This window comes from Acidovorax bellezanensis, from assembly GCF_025421555.1.
In the GTDB taxonomy this organism is placed as follows: domain Bacteria; phylum Pseudomonadota; class Gammaproteobacteria; order Burkholderiales; family Burkholderiaceae_C; genus Comamonas; species Comamonas bellezanensis.
The window spans coordinates 205,965-224,165 of sequence record NZ_JAODYH010000017.1 but is presented as its reverse complement, the minus strand read 5'-3'; the positions used below and the strand labels follow the sequence as shown (position 1 = coordinate 224,165).

16 protein-coding genes are annotated in these 18,201 nt (G+C 64.5%); 1 reads left to right on the top strand and 15 read right to left on the bottom strand.

The window, feature by feature from the left end; translation table 11 throughout:
• Positions 1-46: 46 nt before the first annotated feature.
• The 7 genes from N0K08_RS22025 to N0K08_RS21995 all read right to left on the bottom strand — a co-directional run bounded on the left by N0K08_RS22025 (position 47) and on the right by N0K08_RS21995 (position 5,511).
• Positions 47-886, bottom strand: a complete 840-nt coding sequence (locus N0K08_RS22025; protein ID WP_408642996.1) for an MlaA family lipoprotein — start codon at positions 884-886, stop codon at positions 47-49.
• Positions 883-1,371, bottom strand: a complete 489-nt coding sequence (gene mlaD, locus N0K08_RS22020) for an outer membrane lipid asymmetry maintenance protein MlaD (protein ID WP_261502572.1) — start codon at positions 1,369-1,371, stop codon at positions 883-885. The genes N0K08_RS22025 and mlaD overlap by 4 nt, the downstream gene beginning before the upstream one ends.
• Positions 1,372-1,403: 32 nt before the next feature.
• Positions 1,404-2,186 (bottom strand): lipid asymmetry maintenance ABC transporter permease subunit MlaE, encoded by a 783-nt coding sequence (mlaE, locus tag N0K08_RS22015; protein WP_261502571.1) that lies wholly within the window; start codon positions 2,184-2,186, stop codon positions 1,404-1,406.
• Positions 2,183-2,995 carry an ABC transporter ATP-binding protein gene (locus tag N0K08_RS22010; protein WP_261502570.1) on the bottom strand — a complete coding sequence of 271 codons (813 nt, stop codon included), beginning with the start codon at positions 2,993-2,995 and terminating at the stop codon, positions 2,183-2,185. Before N0K08_RS22010 ends, mlaE begins: the two co-directional genes overlap by 4 nt.
• A 137-nt stretch (positions 2,996-3,132) precedes the next feature.
• On the bottom strand, positions 3,133-3,885 hold the full coding sequence (locus N0K08_RS22005) for an amino acid ABC transporter ATP-binding protein (protein ID WP_261502716.1): 753 nt from the start codon (positions 3,883-3,885) through the stop codon (positions 3,133-3,135).
• Between the two features lie 52 nt (positions 3,886-3,937).
• Positions 3,938-4,591, bottom strand: a complete 654-nt coding sequence (locus N0K08_RS22000; protein ID WP_261502569.1) for an amino acid ABC transporter permease — start codon at positions 4,589-4,591, stop codon at positions 3,938-3,940.
• Positions 4,592-4,707: 116 nt separating this feature from the next.
• Positions 4,708-5,511: an amino acid ABC transporter substrate-binding protein gene (locus N0K08_RS21995; protein ID WP_261502568.1), complete on the bottom strand. Its 804-nt coding sequence runs from the start codon at positions 5,509-5,511 to the stop codon at positions 4,708-4,710.
• A gap of 171 nt (positions 5,512-5,682) precedes the next feature.
• Here N0K08_RS21995 and N0K08_RS21990 point away from each other — a divergent pair, with 171 nt between their 5' ends.
• Positions 5,683-6,138: a DUF3293 domain-containing protein gene (locus N0K08_RS21990; protein ID WP_261502567.1), complete on the top strand. Its 456-nt coding sequence runs from the start codon at positions 5,683-5,685 to the stop codon at positions 6,136-6,138.
• Between the two features lie 53 nt (positions 6,139-6,191).
• Here the strand turns inward: N0K08_RS21990 and N0K08_RS21985 are convergent, their stop codons facing one another.
• From N0K08_RS21985 to N0K08_RS21950, 8 genes are all read right to left on the bottom strand, one after another.
• Positions 6,192-7,667: a glutamate synthase subunit beta gene (locus N0K08_RS21985; RefSeq protein WP_261502566.1), complete on the bottom strand. Its 1,476-nt coding sequence runs from the start codon at positions 7,665-7,667 to the stop codon at positions 6,192-6,194.
• A gap of 47 nt (positions 7,668-7,714) precedes the next feature.
• Positions 7,715-12,445, bottom strand: a complete 4,731-nt coding sequence (gltB, locus tag N0K08_RS21980; RefSeq protein WP_261502564.1) for a glutamate synthase large subunit — start codon at positions 12,443-12,445, stop codon at positions 7,715-7,717.
• Positions 12,446-12,638: 193 nt separating this feature from the next.
• Complete coding sequence (locus N0K08_RS21975) at positions 12,639-13,343, bottom strand: transposase (protein WP_261502563.1); 705 nt, start codon at positions 13,341-13,343, stop codon at positions 12,639-12,641.
• Between the two features lie 89 nt (positions 13,344-13,432).
• Positions 13,433-14,344 (bottom strand): class I SAM-dependent methyltransferase, encoded by a 912-nt coding sequence (locus tag N0K08_RS21970; protein ID WP_261502562.1) that lies wholly within the window; start codon positions 14,342-14,344, stop codon positions 13,433-13,435.
• Positions 14,345-14,971 (bottom strand): DUF1415 domain-containing protein, encoded by a 627-nt coding sequence (locus N0K08_RS21965; RefSeq protein ID WP_261502561.1) that lies wholly within the window; start codon positions 14,969-14,971, stop codon positions 14,345-14,347. It abuts the gene before it with no gap.
• A gap of 137 nt (positions 14,972-15,108) precedes the next feature.
• Positions 15,109-16,296: a deoxyguanosinetriphosphate triphosphohydrolase gene (locus N0K08_RS21960; RefSeq protein WP_261502560.1), complete on the bottom strand. Its 1,188-nt coding sequence runs from the start codon at positions 16,294-16,296 to the stop codon at positions 15,109-15,111.
• A gap of 5 nt (positions 16,297-16,301) precedes the next feature.
• A complete protein-coding gene (aroB, locus tag N0K08_RS21955) occupies positions 16,302-17,435 on the bottom strand; it encodes a 3-dehydroquinate synthase (RefSeq protein ID WP_261502559.1) in 1,134 nt (377 codons plus the stop codon).
• Between the two features lie 133 nt (positions 17,436-17,568).
• Positions 17,569-18,111: a shikimate kinase gene (locus N0K08_RS21950; protein ID WP_261502558.1), complete on the bottom strand. Its 543-nt coding sequence runs from the start codon at positions 18,109-18,111 to the stop codon at positions 17,569-17,571.
• Positions 18,112-18,201 lie beyond the last annotated feature (90 nt).

The following is an 18,201-nucleotide window of genomic DNA, read 5'->3' as shown; positions in this document are numbered from 1 at the left end:
CCGTTGATGGCGCGCGCGTCAAGTCTTGCAAGCAAATGCAAGCGGCTTAATCTTCCGGCGGCAGCATGCCGGCGCCGTCATCGCCTTCGAAATCCTCGGAGCCCATGCCGTCACCCTGGGCACGCTGGCTGCGCAGCTGCAGGAACACGTCACGTGTGAGGCTGTACTTGTCCAGCGCCACGGCGTCCAGCATGTCGCCGGCCTGCAGCAGGCGCGCACGCTTGTCCACCAGGCCCAGCGCCGTCAGGCTGTTGCGCGCGGCCACGTCGGACATCTGGCCCAGTAAAACGCCTTCCCAGTCCACCGGCAGGGCCACGGTATCGCGCACCGTCGAGGGGCCGAGCAGGGGCAGCACCAGGTAAGGGCCTGTGGGCACGCCCCAGCGTCCCAGCGTCAGGCCGAAATCCTGCGGGCTGCGCGGCAGGCCCATTTCGCTGGCCACATCGAACAGGCCGCCAATCCCGAACACCGTATTGACGCTGAAGCGCACGGCGCTGTAGTAAGCGCCTTCGCCACGGGCCTGGGCCAGGTTGTTGACGAAGGACCACATGTCGCTCAGGTTGGAGAAGAAATTGCCGACGCCGTCGCGCGCCAGGGCCGGTGTGATGTCGCGGTACAGCGTGGCCACGGGCTTGAGCACCGCATCGTCGAGCGCCGTATTGAAGGCGTACATGCTGCGGTTGTAGGACTCGAACGGGTCCGGAGTGCCGGCCACCGCCGTGCCGGATACCGTACCGGGTGCCGCGCTCTCAGCCTGCGCGCTGTCGCTGCCCGTCGTGGCACAGCCGGCCAGTGCCAGCGGAAGCGCCATGGCGACGGCCCAGAAGCCGCGCTGCCAGCGCGAGGAGAGACTGCGGGACGCACCCGCCTGATTGAAAGTGGTCATTGCTTTTTCGGAGCAGGTGCGCTGGAGCCGCCATCTTCCGCCTTGTTGTAGAGGAACTGTCCGATCAGGTTTTCCAATACTACGGCTGATTGTGTCGAAATAATTCGGTCACCTGCAACCAGATGTGCTTCATCCGCACCGGCTTCAATGCCAATGTACTGATCGCCCAGCAGGCCGCTGGTCAGGATCTTCAGGGAGCTGTCCTTGGGGAAGGTGTATTGCTTTTCCAGGGCCAGATTGACGCTGGCCTGAAAGGTCTTGTCGTCAAAGGTGATGGATTCCACGCGGCCCACGACCACGCCGGCACTGCGCACGGCGGCCTTGGGCTTGAGCCCGCCAATATTGTCAAAGCGTGCGCTCACTTGATAGGTCTGCTGAAAACTCAGGCTCAGCAAATTGGCCGACTGCAAGGCCAGGAACACCAGGGCCGCTGCGCCGATCAGCACAAACAGGCCTACCCACACGTCACTTTTCGATTGCTGCATGACTTTTCCTCGCGCCCACTTCGGTGGGAGCATCAAATACTGAACATCGTGGCCGTGAGCAGGAAATCCAGCCCCAGAACGGCCAGCGAGGCCATCACCACGGTGCGCGTTGTCGCGCGGGAAACACCTTCCGGCGTCGGTTTGGCCAGGTAGCCTTGCAGCAGCGCCACAAAGGTGACGGCCACACCAAAGGCCAGGCTCTTGATCACGCCATTGCCCAGATCGGCCCACCAGTCGACGCCCTGCTGCATCTGGCCCCAGAAGGCACCACCATCGACACCAATCATGAGCACGCCGACGATCCAGCCGCCAATCACACCGACGGCGCTGAACACCGCGGCCAGCAGCGGCAGCACCAGCACGCCGGCCCAGAAGCGCGGCGCCAGAATGCGGCGCACCGGGTCCACGGCCATCATTTCCATGGCGCTGAGCTGTTCTCCGGCCTTCATCAGACCGATTTCCGCCGTCAGGGCCGTGCCCGCGCGCCCGGCAAACAGCAAGGCCGTCACCACCGGGCCCAGCTCACGCACCAGGGACAGGGCCACCAGCAGGCCCAGGGCCTCGGCCGAGCCGTAGCGCTGCAAGGTGTAATAGCCCTGCAAGCCCAGCACAAAACCCACGAACAGGCCGGACACGCCAATGATGGCCAGCGAATAATTGCCCAGAAAATGGATTTGATCGCCCATCAGGCGCGGGCGACGCAGCGTTGCACCCAGCAGACCGATGAGCTGGAACAGCAGGCGCGCGCCGCGCCCGATGGCAACGCATTGCGCGCGTACGGCGGCACCCAGGCGCGCAGGATGCAGGCGGTTCATGCGCGCTCCCTGGGACCAAAGTCCAGGGCCACATCCGGGCCCGGGTAATGAAACGGCACCGGCCCCGTGGCCCTGGCATGCACGAACTGGTCGACCAGCGGATCGGTGCTGGCCATGACTTCGGCCGGCGTACCCTGGGCCGCGACGCAGCCCGGGCCCAGAATGATCACATGGTCGGCGACGTGGAAGGTCTCCGCCACATCGTGCGAGACCAGCACCGTGGTCAGGCCCATGGCGTCATTGAGGTCGCGAATCAGCTTGGCGGCCGTGCCCAGCGCAATCGGGTCCAGGCCCGCAAAAGGCTCGTCGTACATGATGAGTTCGGGATCCAGCGCGATCGCGCGGGCCAGTGCCACGCGCCGCGCCATGCCGCCGGAAATCTCGCTGGGCATCAGCGCGCGCGCACCGCGCAGGCCCACGGCCTGCAGCTTCATCAGCACGATGTCGCGCACCAGCGCTTCAGGCAGGTCGGTGTGCTCGCGCAACGCAAACGCCACATTGTCGAACACGCTCATGTCGGTGAATAGCGCGCCGAACTGGAACAGCATGCCCATGCGCCGGCGCGCGGCATAGAGCTGCGCCTGGTTCATTGCACCGATATCCTGGCCGTCGAACAGCACCTGGCCCTGCTGGGCTTTCTGCTGGCCGCCGATCAAACGCAGCACCGTGGTCTTGCCGCCGCCGGACGCACCCATCAGAGCCGTCACCTTGCCGCGTGGCACCTGCAAGCTGAGATCGCGCAGGATCAACCGGTCACCGTAACCAAAGGTCACGTTGCGCAGTTCCACCAAAGGCGCCGGTTCTGTCATGTACGTACGGCTCCTAGAAAAAATAGCTTAAAAGGCATTGAGCAGCCATGTTAGCGGAATACATACATTCATGTATGTTTGCTTACTAAAAACCTGGCCGCCGCCCGTGCCAAGCCCCCTCGGAGCTGGCATCGAGGTCAAAGCATATTGTGCAGAAAGGCCTGCGTGCGCGCATGGCGCGGGTGCGCAAAAAATTCCGCGGAGGGCCCGATCTCTATCAGTTCGCCCCGATCCATGAACGCCACGCGGTGCGCCACTTCGCGCGCAAAACCCATTTCATGGGTCACCACCAGCATGGTCATATGCTCCAGCGCGAGTTCGCGCATGGTGCGCAGCACTTCGCCCGTGAGTTCGGGGTCGAGCGCCGAGGTGGGCTCGTCAAACAGCAGGATGTCCGGCTCCATGGCCAGGGCGCGGGCAATGGCCACGCGCTGCTTTTGCCCACCCGACAAACGGGCCGGATAGCTGTCTCGTTTTTCCAACAGACCGACCTTGGCCAGCAGGGCTTCGGCCTTGGGCACGATGTCCGCGCGGGCCATGCCTTTGACCACCATGGGTGCCTCGATCACGTTTTCCAGCACGGTGAGGTGGGGGAAAAGGTTGAACGACTGGAACACCATGCCCATCTTGCGGCCGATGCGCCGGATCTGCGCTTCGGGCACGTAGCTGCACAAGCCGGCGGCATTGGTCGTGGCCAGGGTCTCCCCTTCAATGACCACGTGGCCGCTGTCAATGGTTTCCAGGTGGTTGAGGCAGCGCAGGAAAGTGCTTTTTCCCGAGCCCGAAGGGCCGATCACCGCCACCACTTCGCCGCGCAGCAGGTCCAGCGACACATTGCGCAGCACCGGCAGGCCGTTGAAACCCTTGCAGATATCGCGGGCGGCAATCATCACGTCCCTGGCCGCAGCCGACGGGGCCGGCGCTGCGCGCGCAGTCGTCGTCTCAAGCGTCGTATTTGGCATAGCGTTTCTCCAGGTACTGGAAGCCCCAGGTCAGCACCAGGGTCATGACAAGATAAAAACACGCCGCCACGATGAAGGGCGTGGTGGTGAAGTCGCGCTGCACGATGCCGCGCGCCGCGCGCAGCAAGTCGTTGAGCGCCAGCACGTAGATCAGCGAAGTGTCCTTGACCAGGGTGATGGTCTCGTTGCTCAGCGGCGGCAGAATGCGCGGCCAGATCTGCGGCAGCACGATGCGGCGCATGGTCTGGCCATAGGTCAGGCCCAGCACCTTGGCACCTTCGTACTGTCCACGGTCGATCGACTGGATGCCGGCGCGGAAGATTTCCGCGAAGTACGCCGCGTAATTCAGCGCGAAGGCGACGACAGCGGCCGGAAAGTCGTCAAAGCGAACGCCAACCACCGGCACAAAAGGCAGGGCGAAATAGATGAACAGCATCTGCAACATCAGCGGCGTACCGCGCATCAGCCAGATGTAGCCACCGACCAGCCGCGCGAGCGTGCGAAACCGCGACACGCGCAGCAGTGCCAATGTCAGCCCCAGCGGTACCGCCAGGGCCAGGGTGATCACGAACAGCTTGATCGTGACCAGCGCCCCCTGGGACAGGGGCCCCAGGAGGGAGAAAACGTATTCCATGCAATTGCCTTGGGCCGACGACGCGCTGCGCCCTCCGCCAACCGCTTCAGTCCAGAAACGCAAAACACCGGCAGGCCTGTGACGGCGCAGCCGGTGTGGCGGTCTGGACAGTCAGCTTACTTGATGATGTCCTTGCCAAACCACTTGGTGGCAATCTCTGCGGCCTTGCCGTCCTTCTTCATGCTGTCCATGGCTGTATTCAGCTTGGCCAGCATTTCCGGGTCGTCCTTGCGCAGGCCGACACCGTATTCCTCGACGCCAAAGTTCTCCTCGAGCACGTTGTACTCGTCGGCCTTCTTGGCGACGTGGAAGCGACCCACGACTTCGTCGACCACCACCGCATCCAGGCGGCCGGCGGACAAGTCCATCAGCGCCGTGACGTTGTCACCGAAAGTCTTCAATTGCTTGAAGCTCTTGGCCACGGCTTCGTCCTTCTTGATCGCGTCCACGGCCGAGCTGCCGTCTTGCGCGCCCACGACCTTGCCCGCCAGATCGGCCTTGGTCTTGATGCCGGACTTGGTCAGCACCACGATGATCTGGTGGTTTTCCATGTAGGGCGAGGAAAAGGCGATCTTTTCCTTGCGCTGGTCGGTGATGGTCAGGCCGTTCCACAGCATGTCCACGCGCTTGCCGGACAGCTCGGCTTCCTTGGCGCTCCAGTCGATGGGCTTGAACTCCATGGTCAGGCCCATGCGCTTGCCGGCTTCGCGGGCCATGTCGATGTCGAAACCGACCAGCTCGTTTTTCTCGTCACGAAAGCCCATGGGCGGGAAGTTGTCATCCAAGCCCACAACGACCTTGGTCACAGCCGCCGGGGCAGCAGGTGCCGCGCCGCTTGCGGACGGTGCTGGCTCATTCTTGCCACAGGCAGCCAAAATGGCGCTCAAGGCCAGCATCGCGACGAGATTACGTTTGTTCATGGCATCAAAAAATGAGGAAACAATGGCAAACCGGCAGGCAGTAAAAAGGGGGCGAACACCCCCATGCGATCCTGCCAGCCAGCAGGGCAAGCGGCTATTGTCGCCCAGACCGCTTGAAAGTGCACGGTTGTGCGCCAAAGCGCCCCAGATTTACCCGCCATTGGAGCCACCATGCCACGGCCAGACCGCCCCCTTGCCGGCCCAGCGCCCAGCGCACTGACACCCACCCTGCTCCAGGCCTACCGCGAGACCGATTACACCGTCTTCGCCCAGCCGGCCTTTGTGCTGCGGGTCGACAAGTACTGCGCGCAACTGGCCGCCTACTGCACGCAACACGGCTTGAATGCGGCCTGCTGGCTCACGGCCTGGAATCCCCGCAGCGAACTGCTGGGCACAGCCGAGAACCAGGCGCGCCAGCAGGCCCTGCAAGCCCAGCTGCAGCAGGCCGGCTGGCACTGGCTGCCGGCCACGGCCGCGCACCCGCGCAACGGCTGGCCGCCCGAGCCGGGCTGCTTCATCGCCGGCATGGACACCGACACCGCCAGCGACTGGGGGCGACGGCACGGCCAGAATGCCGTCATCTGCTGCGGGCCGGATGCGGTGCCGCGCCTGGTGCTGCTGCGCTGAAAGTAAAAAAGGCGCCCCTTGCGGAGGCGCCTTTCGCCCGGAGCAGCAAACGCTCAACGTGGCAGGCTGCTCTTGCCCATCAGGAAAGCATCGACGGCACGCGCGGCCTGGCGGCCTTCGCGGATCGCCCAGACCACCAGCGACTGACCGCGGCGCATGTCGCCGGCGGCGAACAGCTTGGGCACGCTGGTGACGTAGCCGGTGGCGGCGTCGGTCGTGGCCTTGACGTTGCCGCGCTGGTCCTTCTCGACGCCAAAGGCTTCGAGGATGGACGCCACGGGGCTCACAAAGCCCATGGCCAGGAACACCAGATCGGCCTTGAGCACCTGTTCGGAGCCGGGCACTTCGACCATCTTGCCGTCCTTCCACTCCAGACGCACGGTCTTGACGCCCGTGAGCTGGCCTTTCTCGCCAAGGAACTCCTTGGTGGCGATGGCGAACTCGCGCTCACAGCCTTCTTCATGGCTGGACGAGGTGCGCAGCTTGTAGGGCCAGTAAGGCCAGACCAGAGGCTTGTTTTCCTGCTCGGGCGGCATGGGCATGAGTTCGAACTGCGTGACGCTCACCGCGCCATGGCGGTTGGAAGTGCCCACGCAGTCGCTACCCGTGTCGCCGCCACCGATGACGATGACGGTCTTGCCGTCGGCACGGATCTGGCCCTTGAGCTTGTCGCCGGCGTTGACCTTGTTCTGCTGGGGCAGGAACTCCATGGCGAAATGCACGCCATTGAGTTCGCGGCCGGGCACAGGCAGATCACGCGACTGCTCGGCACCGCCCGACAGCAGCACGGCGTCGAACTCGGCCATCAGTTGCGCGGGCGAGACGGTTTCCTTGGCCCAGTTGGTGACCTTGGAGTCCTTGCCCAGGCCTTCGGGGCCGGCGACCAGCACGCCCGTGCGGATGGTCACGCCTTCGGCTTCGAGCTGCTTGACGCGCAGGTCGATGTGCGACTTTTCCATCTTGAAGTCGGGAATGCCGTAGCGCAGCAGTCCACCCACGCGGTCGTTCTTCTCGAACAGCGTCACGGCATGGCCGGCGCGCGCCAACTGCTGGGCCGCGGCCATGCCGGCCGGGCCGGCGCCAATGACGGCCACCGTCTTGCCGGTCTTGACCTTGGCGGGCAGGGGCTTGACCCAGCCTTCGGCCCAGGCGCGGTCGATGATGGCGTGCTCGATGCTCTTGATGCCGATGGGCGCGGCATTGATGTTCACCACGCAGGCGGCTTCGCAGGGCGCGGGGCAGATGCGGCCGGTGAACTCGGGGAAGTTGTTGGTGCTGTGCAGCACCTTGATCGCGTTCTCCCAGTCACCGCGGTAAACCAGATCGTTGAAGTCCGGAATGATGTTGTTGACCGGGCAGCCGTTGTTGCAAAACGGCGTGCCGCAGTCCATGCAGCGCGCGCCCTGCACTTTCGCCTGCTCGGGCGTGAGTGCAATGACGAACTCCTTGTAGTTCTTGAGTCGCTCGTTGACGGGCTTGTAACCCTCTTCGATGCGGTCGTACTCCATGAATCCTGTGCTTTTTCCCATGATGAATCTGTCCTTGAATTGATGAGCGAATCGTGAATCAGCGGGGCTTACTTGGCCGCGACTGTTTCTGTTTCAGTAGCTAGTTCTGCTTGCGCAGCAATGGCTGCTTTCGCTTTGCGTTCATGGATTTCAGACAGGGCACGGCGGTATTCCACGGGGAAGACCTTGATGAACTTGGCGCGTGCCACGGCCCAGTTGTCGAGCAGTTCGCGCGCACGCTTGGAGCCGGTCCAGCGGCTGTGGGCTTCGACCAGTGCACGCAGCTGCTGGTCGTCGCTTTCGCCGTTGTGCCAGATGTCATGGTTGACCGTGGCGACAAACTCGTTGTGTGGCAAGACCTGGTCCAGGGCCACCGACGCGGTGTTGCAGCGCTTGGCGAACTGGCCGTCTTCGTCATAGACGTAGGCCACGCCGCCGCTCATGCCGGCCGCGAAATTGCGCCCGGTCTTGCCCAGCACCACCACGGTGCCGCCGGTCATGTATTCACAACCATGGTCACCCGTGCCTTCGACCACGGCCGTCGCACCCGACAGGCGCACGGCAAAGCGTTCGCCGGCCACGCCGCTGAAGAAGGCTTCACCCGTGGTCGCACCGAACATCACGGTGTTGCCGACGATGGTGTTGCTCACCGAAGCGCCGCGGAAGGCATGGCTGGGGCGCACGATGATGCGGCCGCCCGACAGGCCCTTGCCGGTGTAGTCGTTGGCGTCACCGGTCAGGTTCAGCGTAATGCCCTTGCACAGGAAAGCACCAAAGGACTGGCCGCCCGTGCCTTCGAAGTGGATGCGAATGGTGTCATCCGGCAGACCTTCGGCATGCTTGCGGGTCACGGCCCCGGACAGCATGGCGCCGACCGAGCGGTTCACGTTGCGCGCCACTTCCATGATGCGCACCGGCTCGCCCAGCTCGATGGCAGGCTTGCAGCGCTCGATGAGCTTGACGTCCAGCGCCTTGTCCAGCAGGTGGTCCTGGCGGTCCACATGGAAGCGCGGCACTTCGGCGGGCACCACGGGCTGGGCAAACAGGCGGCTGAAGTCCAGGCCCTGGGCCTTCCAGTGCTCCAGACCCTTGCGGGTGTCGAGCAGGTCGGAGCGGCCGATCAGCTCATCGAACTTGCGCAGACCCAGCTGGGCCATGATCTGACGCACTTCCTCGGCGACGAAGAAGAAGTAGTTCACCACATGCTCGGGCTTGCCGGTGAACTGCTTGCGCAGCACGGGGTCCTGCGTGGCCACACCCACGGGGCAGGTGTTCAGATGGCACTTGCGCATCATGATGCAGCCTTCGACCACCAGCGGTGCCGTGGCGAAACCGAACTCGTCGGCGCCCAGCAGCGCGCCGATGACCACGTCGCGGCCGGTCTTCATCTGGCCGTCGGCCTGGACACGGATGCGGCCGCGCAGGCGGTTGAGCACCAGGGTCTGCTGGGTTTCGGCCAGGCCGATTTCCCAGGGGCCGCCGGCATGCTTGATCGACGACAGCGGCGAAGCGCCCGTGCCGCCGTCATGGCCGGCGATCACCACGTGGTCGCTCTTGCACTTGGCCACGCCCGCGGCAATCGTGCCGACGCCGATTTCCGACACCAGCTTGACCGAGATGTCAGCATGCGGAGCGACGTTCTTCAGATCGTGGATCAGCTGGGCCAGATCTTCGATCGAATAGATGTCGTGGTGCGGCGGGGGAGAAATCAGGCCCACGCCAGGCACGGAATGGCGCATCTTGCCGATGTACTCGGACACCTTGCCGCCGGGCAGCTGACCGCCTTCGCCGGGCTTGGCGCCCTGGGCCATCTTGATCTGGATCTGGTCCGAGGACGACAGGTACTCGGCCGTGACGCCGAAGCGGCCCGATGCCACCTGCTTGATCTTGGAGCGCAGCGAATCACCGTCGCGCAGCTGGATGTCGGCTTCGACCTGCTCGGCGCCAATGATGGAGCCCAGGGTCTCGCCCTGCTGGATGGGGATGCCCTTGAGTTCGTTGCGATAGCGCTTGGGATCTTCGCCGCCTTCGCCGGTGTTGCTCTTGCCGCCGATGCGGTTCATGGCCACGGCCAGCGTGGCATGGGCTTCGGTGGAGATCGAGCCCAGCGACATGGCGCCGGTCGCAAAGCGCTTGACGATTTCCGCGGCGGGCTCGACTTCGTCGATGGCAATCGCCTGGGCGGGCTCGCACTTGAACTCGAACAGGCCGCGCAGCGTCATGTGGCGCTGGCTCTGGTCGTTGACCAGCTGGGCGTATTCCTTGAAGGTGCTGAAGTTGTTGGAGCGCGTGGCGTGCTGCAACTTGGCAATCACGTCAGGCGTCCACATGTGCTCTTCGCCGCGCGCACGCCAGGCGTATTCGCCACCGGCTTCGAGCATGGTCTCGAGCACCGGGTCGTCACCAAAGGCAGCCAGATGGTTGCGGATGGTTTCCTCGGCGATCTCGAACACGCCAATGCCCTCGATGCGGCTGGCCGTGCCGGTGAAGTACTTGTCCACGGTGTCGGTGCTCAGGCCGATGGCCTCGAACAGCTGCGCGCCGCAGTAGCTCATATAGGTGCTCACGCCCATCTTGGACATGATCTTGGACAGGCCCTTGCCCACGGCCTTGACGTAGTTGTAGACGGCTTTTTCGCCCGTCAGACCTTCCGGCAGCTCGTGGCCCATGGACAGCAGGGTTTCCATCGCCAGGTAGGGATGGACGGCTTCGGCACCGTAACCGGCGAGCACGGCGAAATGGTGGATTTCGCGCGCCGTGCCGGTTTCGACCACCAGGCCGGCCGTGGTGCGCAGACCTTCACGCACCAGGTGCTGGTGGATGGCCGACAGCGCCAGCAGCGCGGGAATCGCGACCTGGGTCGCCGACAGGGCGCGGTCGCTGATGATCAGGATGTTGGCACCGCCACGGATGGCATCGACCGCCTGGGCGCACAGCGAGGCCAGCTTGGCTTCCACGCCCTGCTTGCCCCAGGACAGCGGGTAGGTGATGTCGATGGTGACGCTCTTGAACTTGCCCTGGGTGTGCTGCTCGATATTGCGCAGCTTGTCCATGGCTTCGAAGTCCAGTACCGGCTGCTGCACTTCCAGGCGCATGGGCGGGTTGACCTGGTTGATGTCCAGCAGGTTGGGCTTGGGGCCGATGAACGACACCAGCGACATCACGATCGCTTCGCGGATCGGGTCGATGGGCGGGTTCGTCACCTGGGCGAACATCTGACGGAAGTAGTTGTACAGCGGCTTGTTGCGGTCCGACAGCACGGCCAGCGGGCTGTCGTTGCCCATCGAGCCCACGCCCTCTTCGCCCTTGACGGCCATGGGCAGCAGCAGGAACTTGAGGTCTTCCTGGGTGAAACCGAACGCCTGCTGGCGTTCGAGCAGGGGCAGCGCGGCCACAGGAGCCTGCACGGAGCCTGAGCCGCCGACGTTGTCCAGCTTGATGCGCAGGTTCTCGATCCACTGCTTGTAGGGCTTGGTGTTGACGATGTTGGCCTTGAGCTCGTCGTCTTCGATCAGACGGCCTTGCTCCAGGTCGATCAACAGCATCTTGCCGGGCTGCAGACGCCACTTGCGGATGATCTTGCTGTCGGGCACGGGCAGCACGCCGACTTCCGAGCCCAGGATGACCAGATCGTCATCGGTGATCACATAGCGGGAGGGGCGCAGGCCGTTGCGGTCCAGCGTGGCGCCGATCTGGCGGCCGTCGGTGAAGACGATGGAAGCCGGGCCGTCCCAGGGTTCCATCATTGCAGCGTGGTATTCATAGAAGGCGCGACGGCGCTCGTCCATGGACTCGTGCTGTTCCCAAGGCTCGGGAATCATCATCATCACGGCCTGGCTGATGGGGTAGCCGGCCATGGTCAGCAGTTCCAGGCAGTTGTCGAAGGTCGCGGTGTCGGACTGGTCGGCAAAGCTGATGGGATAGAGCTTCTTCAGGTCTTCGGCCAGCACGGGCGAAGCCATCACGCCTTCGCGGGCGCGCATCCAGTTGTAGTTGCCCTTGACGGTGTTGATTTCACCGTTGTGCGCCACATAGCGGTAAGGGTGGGCCAGCGGCCACTCGGGGAAAGTATTGGTCGAGAAACGCTGGTGCACCAGGCCGATGGCCGAGACGCAGCGCTCGTCTTCGAGGTCGCGGAAGTACACGCCCACCTGGTCGGCCAGCAGCAGGCCCTTGTAGACCACGGTGCGACTGCTCATGCTGGGAACGTAGTATTCCTTGCTGTGCTTGAGCTTGAGGCCCTGGATGGCGGCGCTGGCCGTCTTGCGGATCACATACAGCTTGCGTTCCAGCGCGTCCTGCACGATCACGTCGTTGCCGCGACCGATGAACACCTGGCGCAGCACGGGCTCCTTTTCACGCACCGTGGGCGACATGGGCATGTCGAGGTTCACGGGCACATCGCGCCAGCCCAGCAGCACCTGGCCTTCGGCCTTGATCGCGCGCTCCATCTCCTGCTCGCAGGCCAGGCGCGAAGCGTGTTCCTTGGGCAAGAAGATCATGCCCACGCCGTACTCGCCCGCGGGAGGCAGTGTCACGCCCTGCAGTGCCATCTCTTCGCGGTAGAGCTGGTCGGGAATCTGGATCAGGATGCCGGCGCCGTCGCCCATCAGCTTGTCCGCGCCCACCGCGCCGCGGTGATCGATGTTTTCGAGGATCTTGAGCGCACCCGTCACGATGTCGTGGCGTTTCACGCCCTTGATATGGGCGACGAATCCCAAGCCGCAGGCATCGTGCTCGTTGCTCTTGGAATACAGACCGTGTTCTTGCAGGTGGGCGATCTCGGCAGCCGTGGTCATGGCGGAATCCTCAGTTATTTTCGCAGGGAGCCCGAGATTACGGTAATGCATCAACCTATGCAAGAAAATATAATTAGGGTCGGATTCAATTATTTCCCGACAAAACCGTTCAAGAAATAAATAAGGGACACATTAAAGGCGGCACAAAAAAAACCTCCGCCTGGGGTGCAGGCAGAGGCGGCAGACCCCACGTTCAGGAAGCCGGGGTTGATTTGTTCTTTGGTGGACGTCCCGCGCGCTGGCGCACCACCCGGCGCTGGGTGCGGTTTTGCAAATCCGCCACAAACTCCGGCGAGCCCAGGGCCCAGCCGCGCAGCGCTGCCTGCTCTATGGTTTCCAGTTGCTCGTTCGAAATGCCATCGGCGACCGCCGCCTGGTAGCCGGCTTCGCGCGCAAACGGCGTATTGCCCAGGGCCCAGAAAGCCGCGTGCGGATGGACCAGGGTGCTGTAGCGCAGGCCGGCGTTGTGCTGGTAGCTCGACCAGGCATAGTCCGCGGGCTGGCGCGCGAGCCCGGCACGCACCGGGCTCCAGTCCAGTGCCACCATGCCGGCCAGCAGGAAATGCACGGGATCGACCACCGTGGCCCGGTAGCGCCCATCCCACAGCGTGCCGCTGCGGCCGTGGCGGTTGTTGAAATAGCGCACGTAGCTGCGCCCTACCGACTGCATGAACTGCGGCAGTGCCTCGGCCGTTTCAGGTGTCGCCAGCAGCTGGAACTGGGTGGGCAGCAGCACATAGGCATGGATGTCCACGCCAAAGCGCCGGGCCATTTCGCGCAGCAGCTCCAGCATGCGCTCGTGATCCGCCGCATCGACAAAAATCTCCGCGCCATTGTTGCCGCGCTGGATGATGTGGTGCGGCAGGGCCGCAAGGGACAGGCGGGGCAGACGTGCCATGGGCAAAGCGTGGTGAGGTGGATCAGGCCGGCCCGCGCCATGCACGGGAGGGCCCATTATCCAGGCAAGCGCCTTGCCGGTCGCGCGCGTCAGTCTTGCGTCGTGGGAGCAGCGGCCGGCAAGCGAAAGCGCGTCTCGGCCAGGCGGTCCAGGCCAAACTCCTTGAGCAGCTGCTGCAAACGCTCGGCCGCGCTGCGCTTGCGGTTGCCCGTGAAGCGCGCGACGATCAGTTCGTTCTTCATGCTGTGTTCCCAGCCCACCAGCTCGGTCACCGTGACCTGGTAGCCCGAGGCTTCAAGGTACAGGCAGCGCAGCACATTGGTGATCTGGCTGCCCATTTCACGCGTATGTATGGGATGGCGCCACAGTTCGGCCAGCGGCGTGCGCGTGAGGCTCAGCGCCTTGGTCTCGCGCAGGCAGGCGGCCACTTCGGCCTGGCAGCAGGGCACGATGACCATGGCCCGGGCTTTTTTCTCCAGGCCGAAAGCGATCGCATCGTCCGTGGCCGTATCGCAGGCATGCAAGGCGGTGACGATGTCGAAACGCTCTGGCATGGATTCGACACGCGTCGATTCGGCCACCGACATGTTGAGAAAGTGCATGCGGTCGAAGCCCAGCTGCTTGGCCAGGGCCTGCGAGGCCTCGACCAGCGGCGCGCGGGTTTCAATACCGTAGATCTGGCCCCGGCCCAGGGCCTTGAAGAACAGGTCGTACAGAATGAAGCCGAGATACGACTTGCCCGCGCCATGGTCGGCCAGGGTCACAGCGGGGCCGCCATCGGCATGCTCGTCTGCCGACAGTTCCTTGAGCAGCGGCTCGATGAACTGATAGAGGTGATAGACCTGCTTGAGCTTGCGGCGCGAGTCCTGGTTGATCTTGCCGTCGCGCGTGAGGATGTGCAGCGCCTTGAGCAGCTCGATCGACTGACCGGGGCGCAGGTCCAGCTGCTGGGTCGGGTCCTGCGGCAGCTTTTTTGCGCCCGCCTTGTCCGCCTTGGCCATTTACGCGCCTTCCTTGGGAGCCGGCGCCGCCTGGCCCGTCACGGGGCAACGCGCGCCCACGCCCAGGTCCAGCCAGCCCACGATGCCCAGCTTTTCCAGCGTCTGCATGTTGTTCTCGAAAATCGCTTCGGCTTCGGGGAAGGCTTCCACGGCCTTGTCGATGCTCTCTTCACGCAGCAGGTGCAAGATGGGATAAGGCGCGCGGTTGGTGCAGTTGGTCACGTCGTCCACGTCCGTGCCTTCGAACTGGAACTGCGGGTGAAACGATGCCACCTGCAGAATGCCGCCCAGGTCCATGGCTTCGATCAAATCGTCGGCCAGCTCCAGGAAGTCGTTGAAGTCCAGGAAATCCTGCAGCGCATGCGGCACGATCAACAAGGTCGTGTCGCGCTTTTCGGGCGAAATTTCGGCCAGCGCTTCCAGCTCTTCCTGCAGCTGCTCGGCCACGCCGCGCGCGTCCGTGGCTTCGCTGACCACGTAGTGGATCTGGTTCTTCACATGCACCGCCTTGGCGAACGGGCACAGGTTCAGTCCGATGACCGCCTTTTCGAGCCAGCGCTGGGTGTCTGCGATCACCAGGTCGGCGGGGAAAGCCTGCAGATCAGGCGCGGAAGAAGAATCGGTCATGGGAAAGCCTTGTCGTGCAGGCGCCCGCCAGAACGCGCGCTGATGGGCGGCGCGGCCATGCGGGAGCGGGGTGGGGGTCCTGGATTCTAGCCAGCCGGGCCTGTCGGCGCTGGGCAACGGGCAATCGGGGGCCGGATTCAGGCCAGCAACTGCCGGCCGGTGAGGCGCGCATGCTCGCGTGCCGCATAGCGGTCGGTCATGCCCGCGACGAAATCGCAGACCACCCGCGCCAGCGCCGCGGCGTCGATCGCCGTCTGCGCGCGCTCGGCGAAGCGCGGCTTCATTTCCTGCGGGCGCGCCAGATAGACGGCGAACAATTCGCGCACCACGGTCTGGGCCAGGTCGGTGGTCTGCATCACCTGCGGATGGCGGTAAAGGTTCTGGAACAGAAAGCGCTTGAGAACAATGGACTCGGCGCGCATGGCGGGGCTGAAGCCCACCAGCGGCGGCGCCGCGCGCACGGCGCGCAGATCGGCGGGCTGCACTTCGGCCAACCGCGCCTGCGTGGCCGCGACCACGTCATAGACCTGGTCGCTGAGCATGCGGCGAATGGTTTCGTAGAGCAGCCGGCGCTCGCCATGGGGCTGGGACGCGAGTGCGGGGTATTGGGCCAGGGTCAAGCCGTGGTAGCGCGCGAACAACGGCACGGCCAGCAACTGCTCCATGCTGATCAGGCCCGAGCGCACGCCGTCATCGACATCATGGGCGTTGTAGGCGATCTCGTCGGCCAGGTTGCACAGCTGGGCTTCCAGCGAAGGCTGCTCGCCGCGCAGAAAGCGCTGGGCGATGCCACCGGGCTCGCGCTGCTCTATGCGCTCGGCATTGGCGCGCGAGCAGTGCTTGAGAATGCCTTCGCGTGTCTCGAACGTCAGGTTCAAGCCGTCAAAGCCGGGATAGCGCTCTTCGAGTCGGTCGACGACGCGCAGGCTTTGCAGGTTGTGCTCGAAGCCGCCCCACTCCTGCATGCATTCATTGAGCGCGTCCTGGCCCGCATGGCCGAACGGCGTGTGGCCCAGGTCGTGCGCCAGACAAATGGCTTCGACCAGATCCTCGTTCAGACGCAGCGAGCGCGCGATGGAGCGGCCCAGCTGCGCCACCTCCAGCGAATGCGTGAGCCGCGTGCGAAACAGATCGCCTTCGTGGTTCAGAAACACCTGGGTCTTGTAGACCAGCCGGCGAAACGCCGACGAGTGCACGATGCGATCGCGGTCGCGCTGGTGGTCGGAGCGCGTAGGTGCGGGGGCCTCGGCATGCAGGCGTCCACGCGTCTCGGCGGGCACGCAGGCCCAGGGAGCGAGCGCCTGGCCTGACGCCTCTTGCAGCATCGCGCTCAGCCGCCGGGTGCCTGCAGGCAGCAGGCGTCGATCACTTCGCGCACCAGCGTATCCGGCGCGGACCGCACCATGGCCTTGCCCGGCCCGTCGATCAGCACAAAGCGGATCTCGCCGCCTTCGGCCTTCTTGTCGACCCGCATGTGCTGCAGGTAATGCCCGGCATTGTCCCGGCTGGCGATCACCGCGCCACGCGTGGGCAGGCCGGCACGGGCAATCAGGCGCACCAGGCGCTGCACGAATTCCTCATCGACCAGCCCCAGGCGGCGCGACAGGCGCGCGGCCATGACCATGCCCGCGGCCACGCCTTCGCCGTGCAGCCAGACGCCGTAGCCCATGCCGGCCTCCATCGCATGGCCGAAGGTATGGCCAAAATTCAATACCGCGCGCAACCCGCCTTCACGCTCGTCCTGGCTGACCACCCAGGCCTTGATTTCCACGCTGCGCTTGACCGCGTGGGCCAGCGCCGCCTGGTCGCCGGCCAGCAAGGCGTCGAGGTTGTCTTCGAGCCAGGTCATAAACTCCATGTCGGCAATCGGGCCGTACTTGATCACTTCGGCCAGGCCGGCAGCGAGTTCGCGCGGCGGCAAGGTCGCCAGCGTGTCGAGATCGCAGACCACCAGCTGCGGCTGGTAGAACGCGCCAATCATGTTCTTGCCCAGCGGGTGGTTGATGGCGGTCTTGCCGCCCACCGAGGAGTCCACCTGCGACAGCAGCGTGGTCGGCACCTGCACAAACGGCACGCCGCGCATGTAGCAGGCGGCGGCAAAACCCGTCATGTCGCCCACCACGCCGCCGCCCAGCGCGAACAGCACCGTCTTGCGGTCGCAGCCCTGGCCCAGCAAGGTGTCGAAAATCAGATTCAGCGTCTGCCAGTTCTTGTGCGCTTCGCCATCGGGCAGGGTCACGACATGGACCTGCGGGTAATGGGGTGCCAGCGCGGCCTGGAGCTGGGCGGCATACAGGGGCGCGACCGTCTCATTGGTCACAATCAGTGCGGTGCGCGCGCGCGGCAGGCCGGCGTAGACCGCGGGGTCGGACAGCAGGCCGCTGCCGATGACAATCGGGTAGGAGCGCTCGCCCAAATCTATATCCACCTGGTGCTGGCAAGCTGCCATTGCGCGCAGATCCATTGTGTTCCGTCCGTTCTTTCAGGGAAAAGGCACCGCTTGCGCGGGTGCTGCGGTCAAAGCCGGGATTTTCGGTGCCGGGCCTCGCCAAGTGCTCCATCGTAGCCGCAACGCGCCATGGCGCACAGCCCTTTGTCTATAGAGAGCCCGCATTCCCATCGGGCAGGCTGTACTCGCCGAGTTCGGCCTGCATGGCCAGCTTGCGCACCACCTGGGTGACGGACAGGCGCGCCGTCTTGATCGTGTAATGGGCCGTGGCCTGGTAGAGCGCATGGCGCTGGTGGTGCAGCTCGCGCAGCCGCAGGCCCGGGTCCTGGCCTTGGAGCAGCGGCCGGGTCGTGTCGTTGCGCAGGCGCCGCGCGATGTCCTCGGGCGCCGCCTGCAGGTAAAACACCGTGGAGCGGGAGTGCAAATGGCGGCGATTGGCCTCGCGCAGCACCACGCCCCCGCCCGTGGACAGCAGCAGCGCCTGGCCCGACGCCGTGATCTCATCAATGACCTGCTGCTCCAGATCCCGGAACGCCGCCTCGCCGTGGCTGGCGAAATAGGCTGCAATGCTGCAGCCCAGGCGCTGCTCTATCACCTGGTCACTATCGACAAAGGCCAGACCCCAGAGTTGGGCGAGCTGCTTGCCGATGGTGGTTTTTCCGCTGCCGGGAAGGCCGATCAATGTATACATGGGATGAAAAAATCCGCCCGTAGGCGGATTTGGAGGGAGTCCGTGGAAGTCGCCGCCGCCGAGCTTAGCGCAAGTGGAGGGTGACAACTT

Bases quoted from the DNA above. Each gene is read 5' to 3' on its own strand.
- N0K08_RS21960 (WP_261502560.1), bottom strand. From the start codon at position 16,296: ATGCTGCAAGAGGCGTCAGGCCAGGCGCTCGCTCCCTGGGCCTGCGTG.
- N0K08_RS21995 (WP_261502568.1), bottom strand. From the start codon at position 5,511: ATGAACAAACGTAATCTCGTCGCGATGCTGGCCTTGAGCGCCATTTTG.
- mlaE (WP_261502571.1), bottom strand. From the start codon at position 2,186: ATGAACCGCCTGCATCCTGCGCGCCTGGGTGCCGCCGTACGCGCGCAA.
- N0K08_RS21975 (WP_261502563.1), bottom strand. From the start codon at position 13,343: ATGGCACGTCTGCCCCGCCTGTCCCTTGCGGCCCTGCCGCACCACATC.
- gltB (WP_261502564.1), bottom strand. From the start codon at position 12,445: ATGACCACGGCTGCCGAGATCGCCCACCTGCAAGAACACGGTCTGTAT.
- N0K08_RS22005 (WP_261502716.1), bottom strand. From the start codon at position 3,885: ATGATTGCCGCCCGCGATATCTGCAAGGGTTTCAACGGCCTGCCGGTG.
- N0K08_RS21990 (WP_261502567.1), top strand. From the start codon at position 5,683: ATGCCACGGCCAGACCGCCCCCTTGCCGGCCCAGCGCCCAGCGCACTG.
- N0K08_RS21985 (WP_261502566.1), bottom strand. From the start codon at position 7,667: ATGGGAAAAAGCACAGGATTCATGGAGTACGACCGCATCGAAGAGGGT.
- N0K08_RS21965 (WP_261502561.1), bottom strand. From the start codon at position 14,971: ATGACCGATTCTTCTTCCGCGCCTGATCTGCAGGCTTTCCCCGCCGAC.
- N0K08_RS22010 (WP_261502570.1), bottom strand. From the start codon at position 2,995: ATGACAGAACCGGCGCCTTTGGTGGAACTGCGCAACGTGACCTTTGGT.
- aroB (WP_261502559.1), bottom strand. From the start codon at position 17,435: ATGGATCTGCGCGCAATGGCAGCTTGCCAGCACCAGGTGGATATAGAT.
- N0K08_RS22000 (WP_261502569.1), bottom strand. From the start codon at position 4,591: ATGGAATACGTTTTCTCCCTCCTGGGGCCCCTGTCCCAGGGGGCGCTG.
- N0K08_RS21970 (WP_261502562.1), bottom strand. From the start codon at position 14,344: ATGGCCAAGGCGGACAAGGCGGGCGCAAAAAAGCTGCCGCAGGACCCG.
- mlaD (WP_261502572.1), bottom strand. From the start codon at position 1,371: ATGCAGCAATCGAAAAGTGACGTGTGGGTAGGCCTGTTTGTGCTGATC.
- N0K08_RS21950 (WP_261502558.1), bottom strand. From the start codon at position 18,111: ATGTATACATTGATCGGCCTTCCCGGCAGCGGAAAAACCACCATCGGC.
- N0K08_RS22025 (WP_408642996.1), bottom strand. From the start codon at position 886: ATGACCACTTTCAATCAGGCGGGTGCGTCCCGCAGTCTCTCCTCGCGC.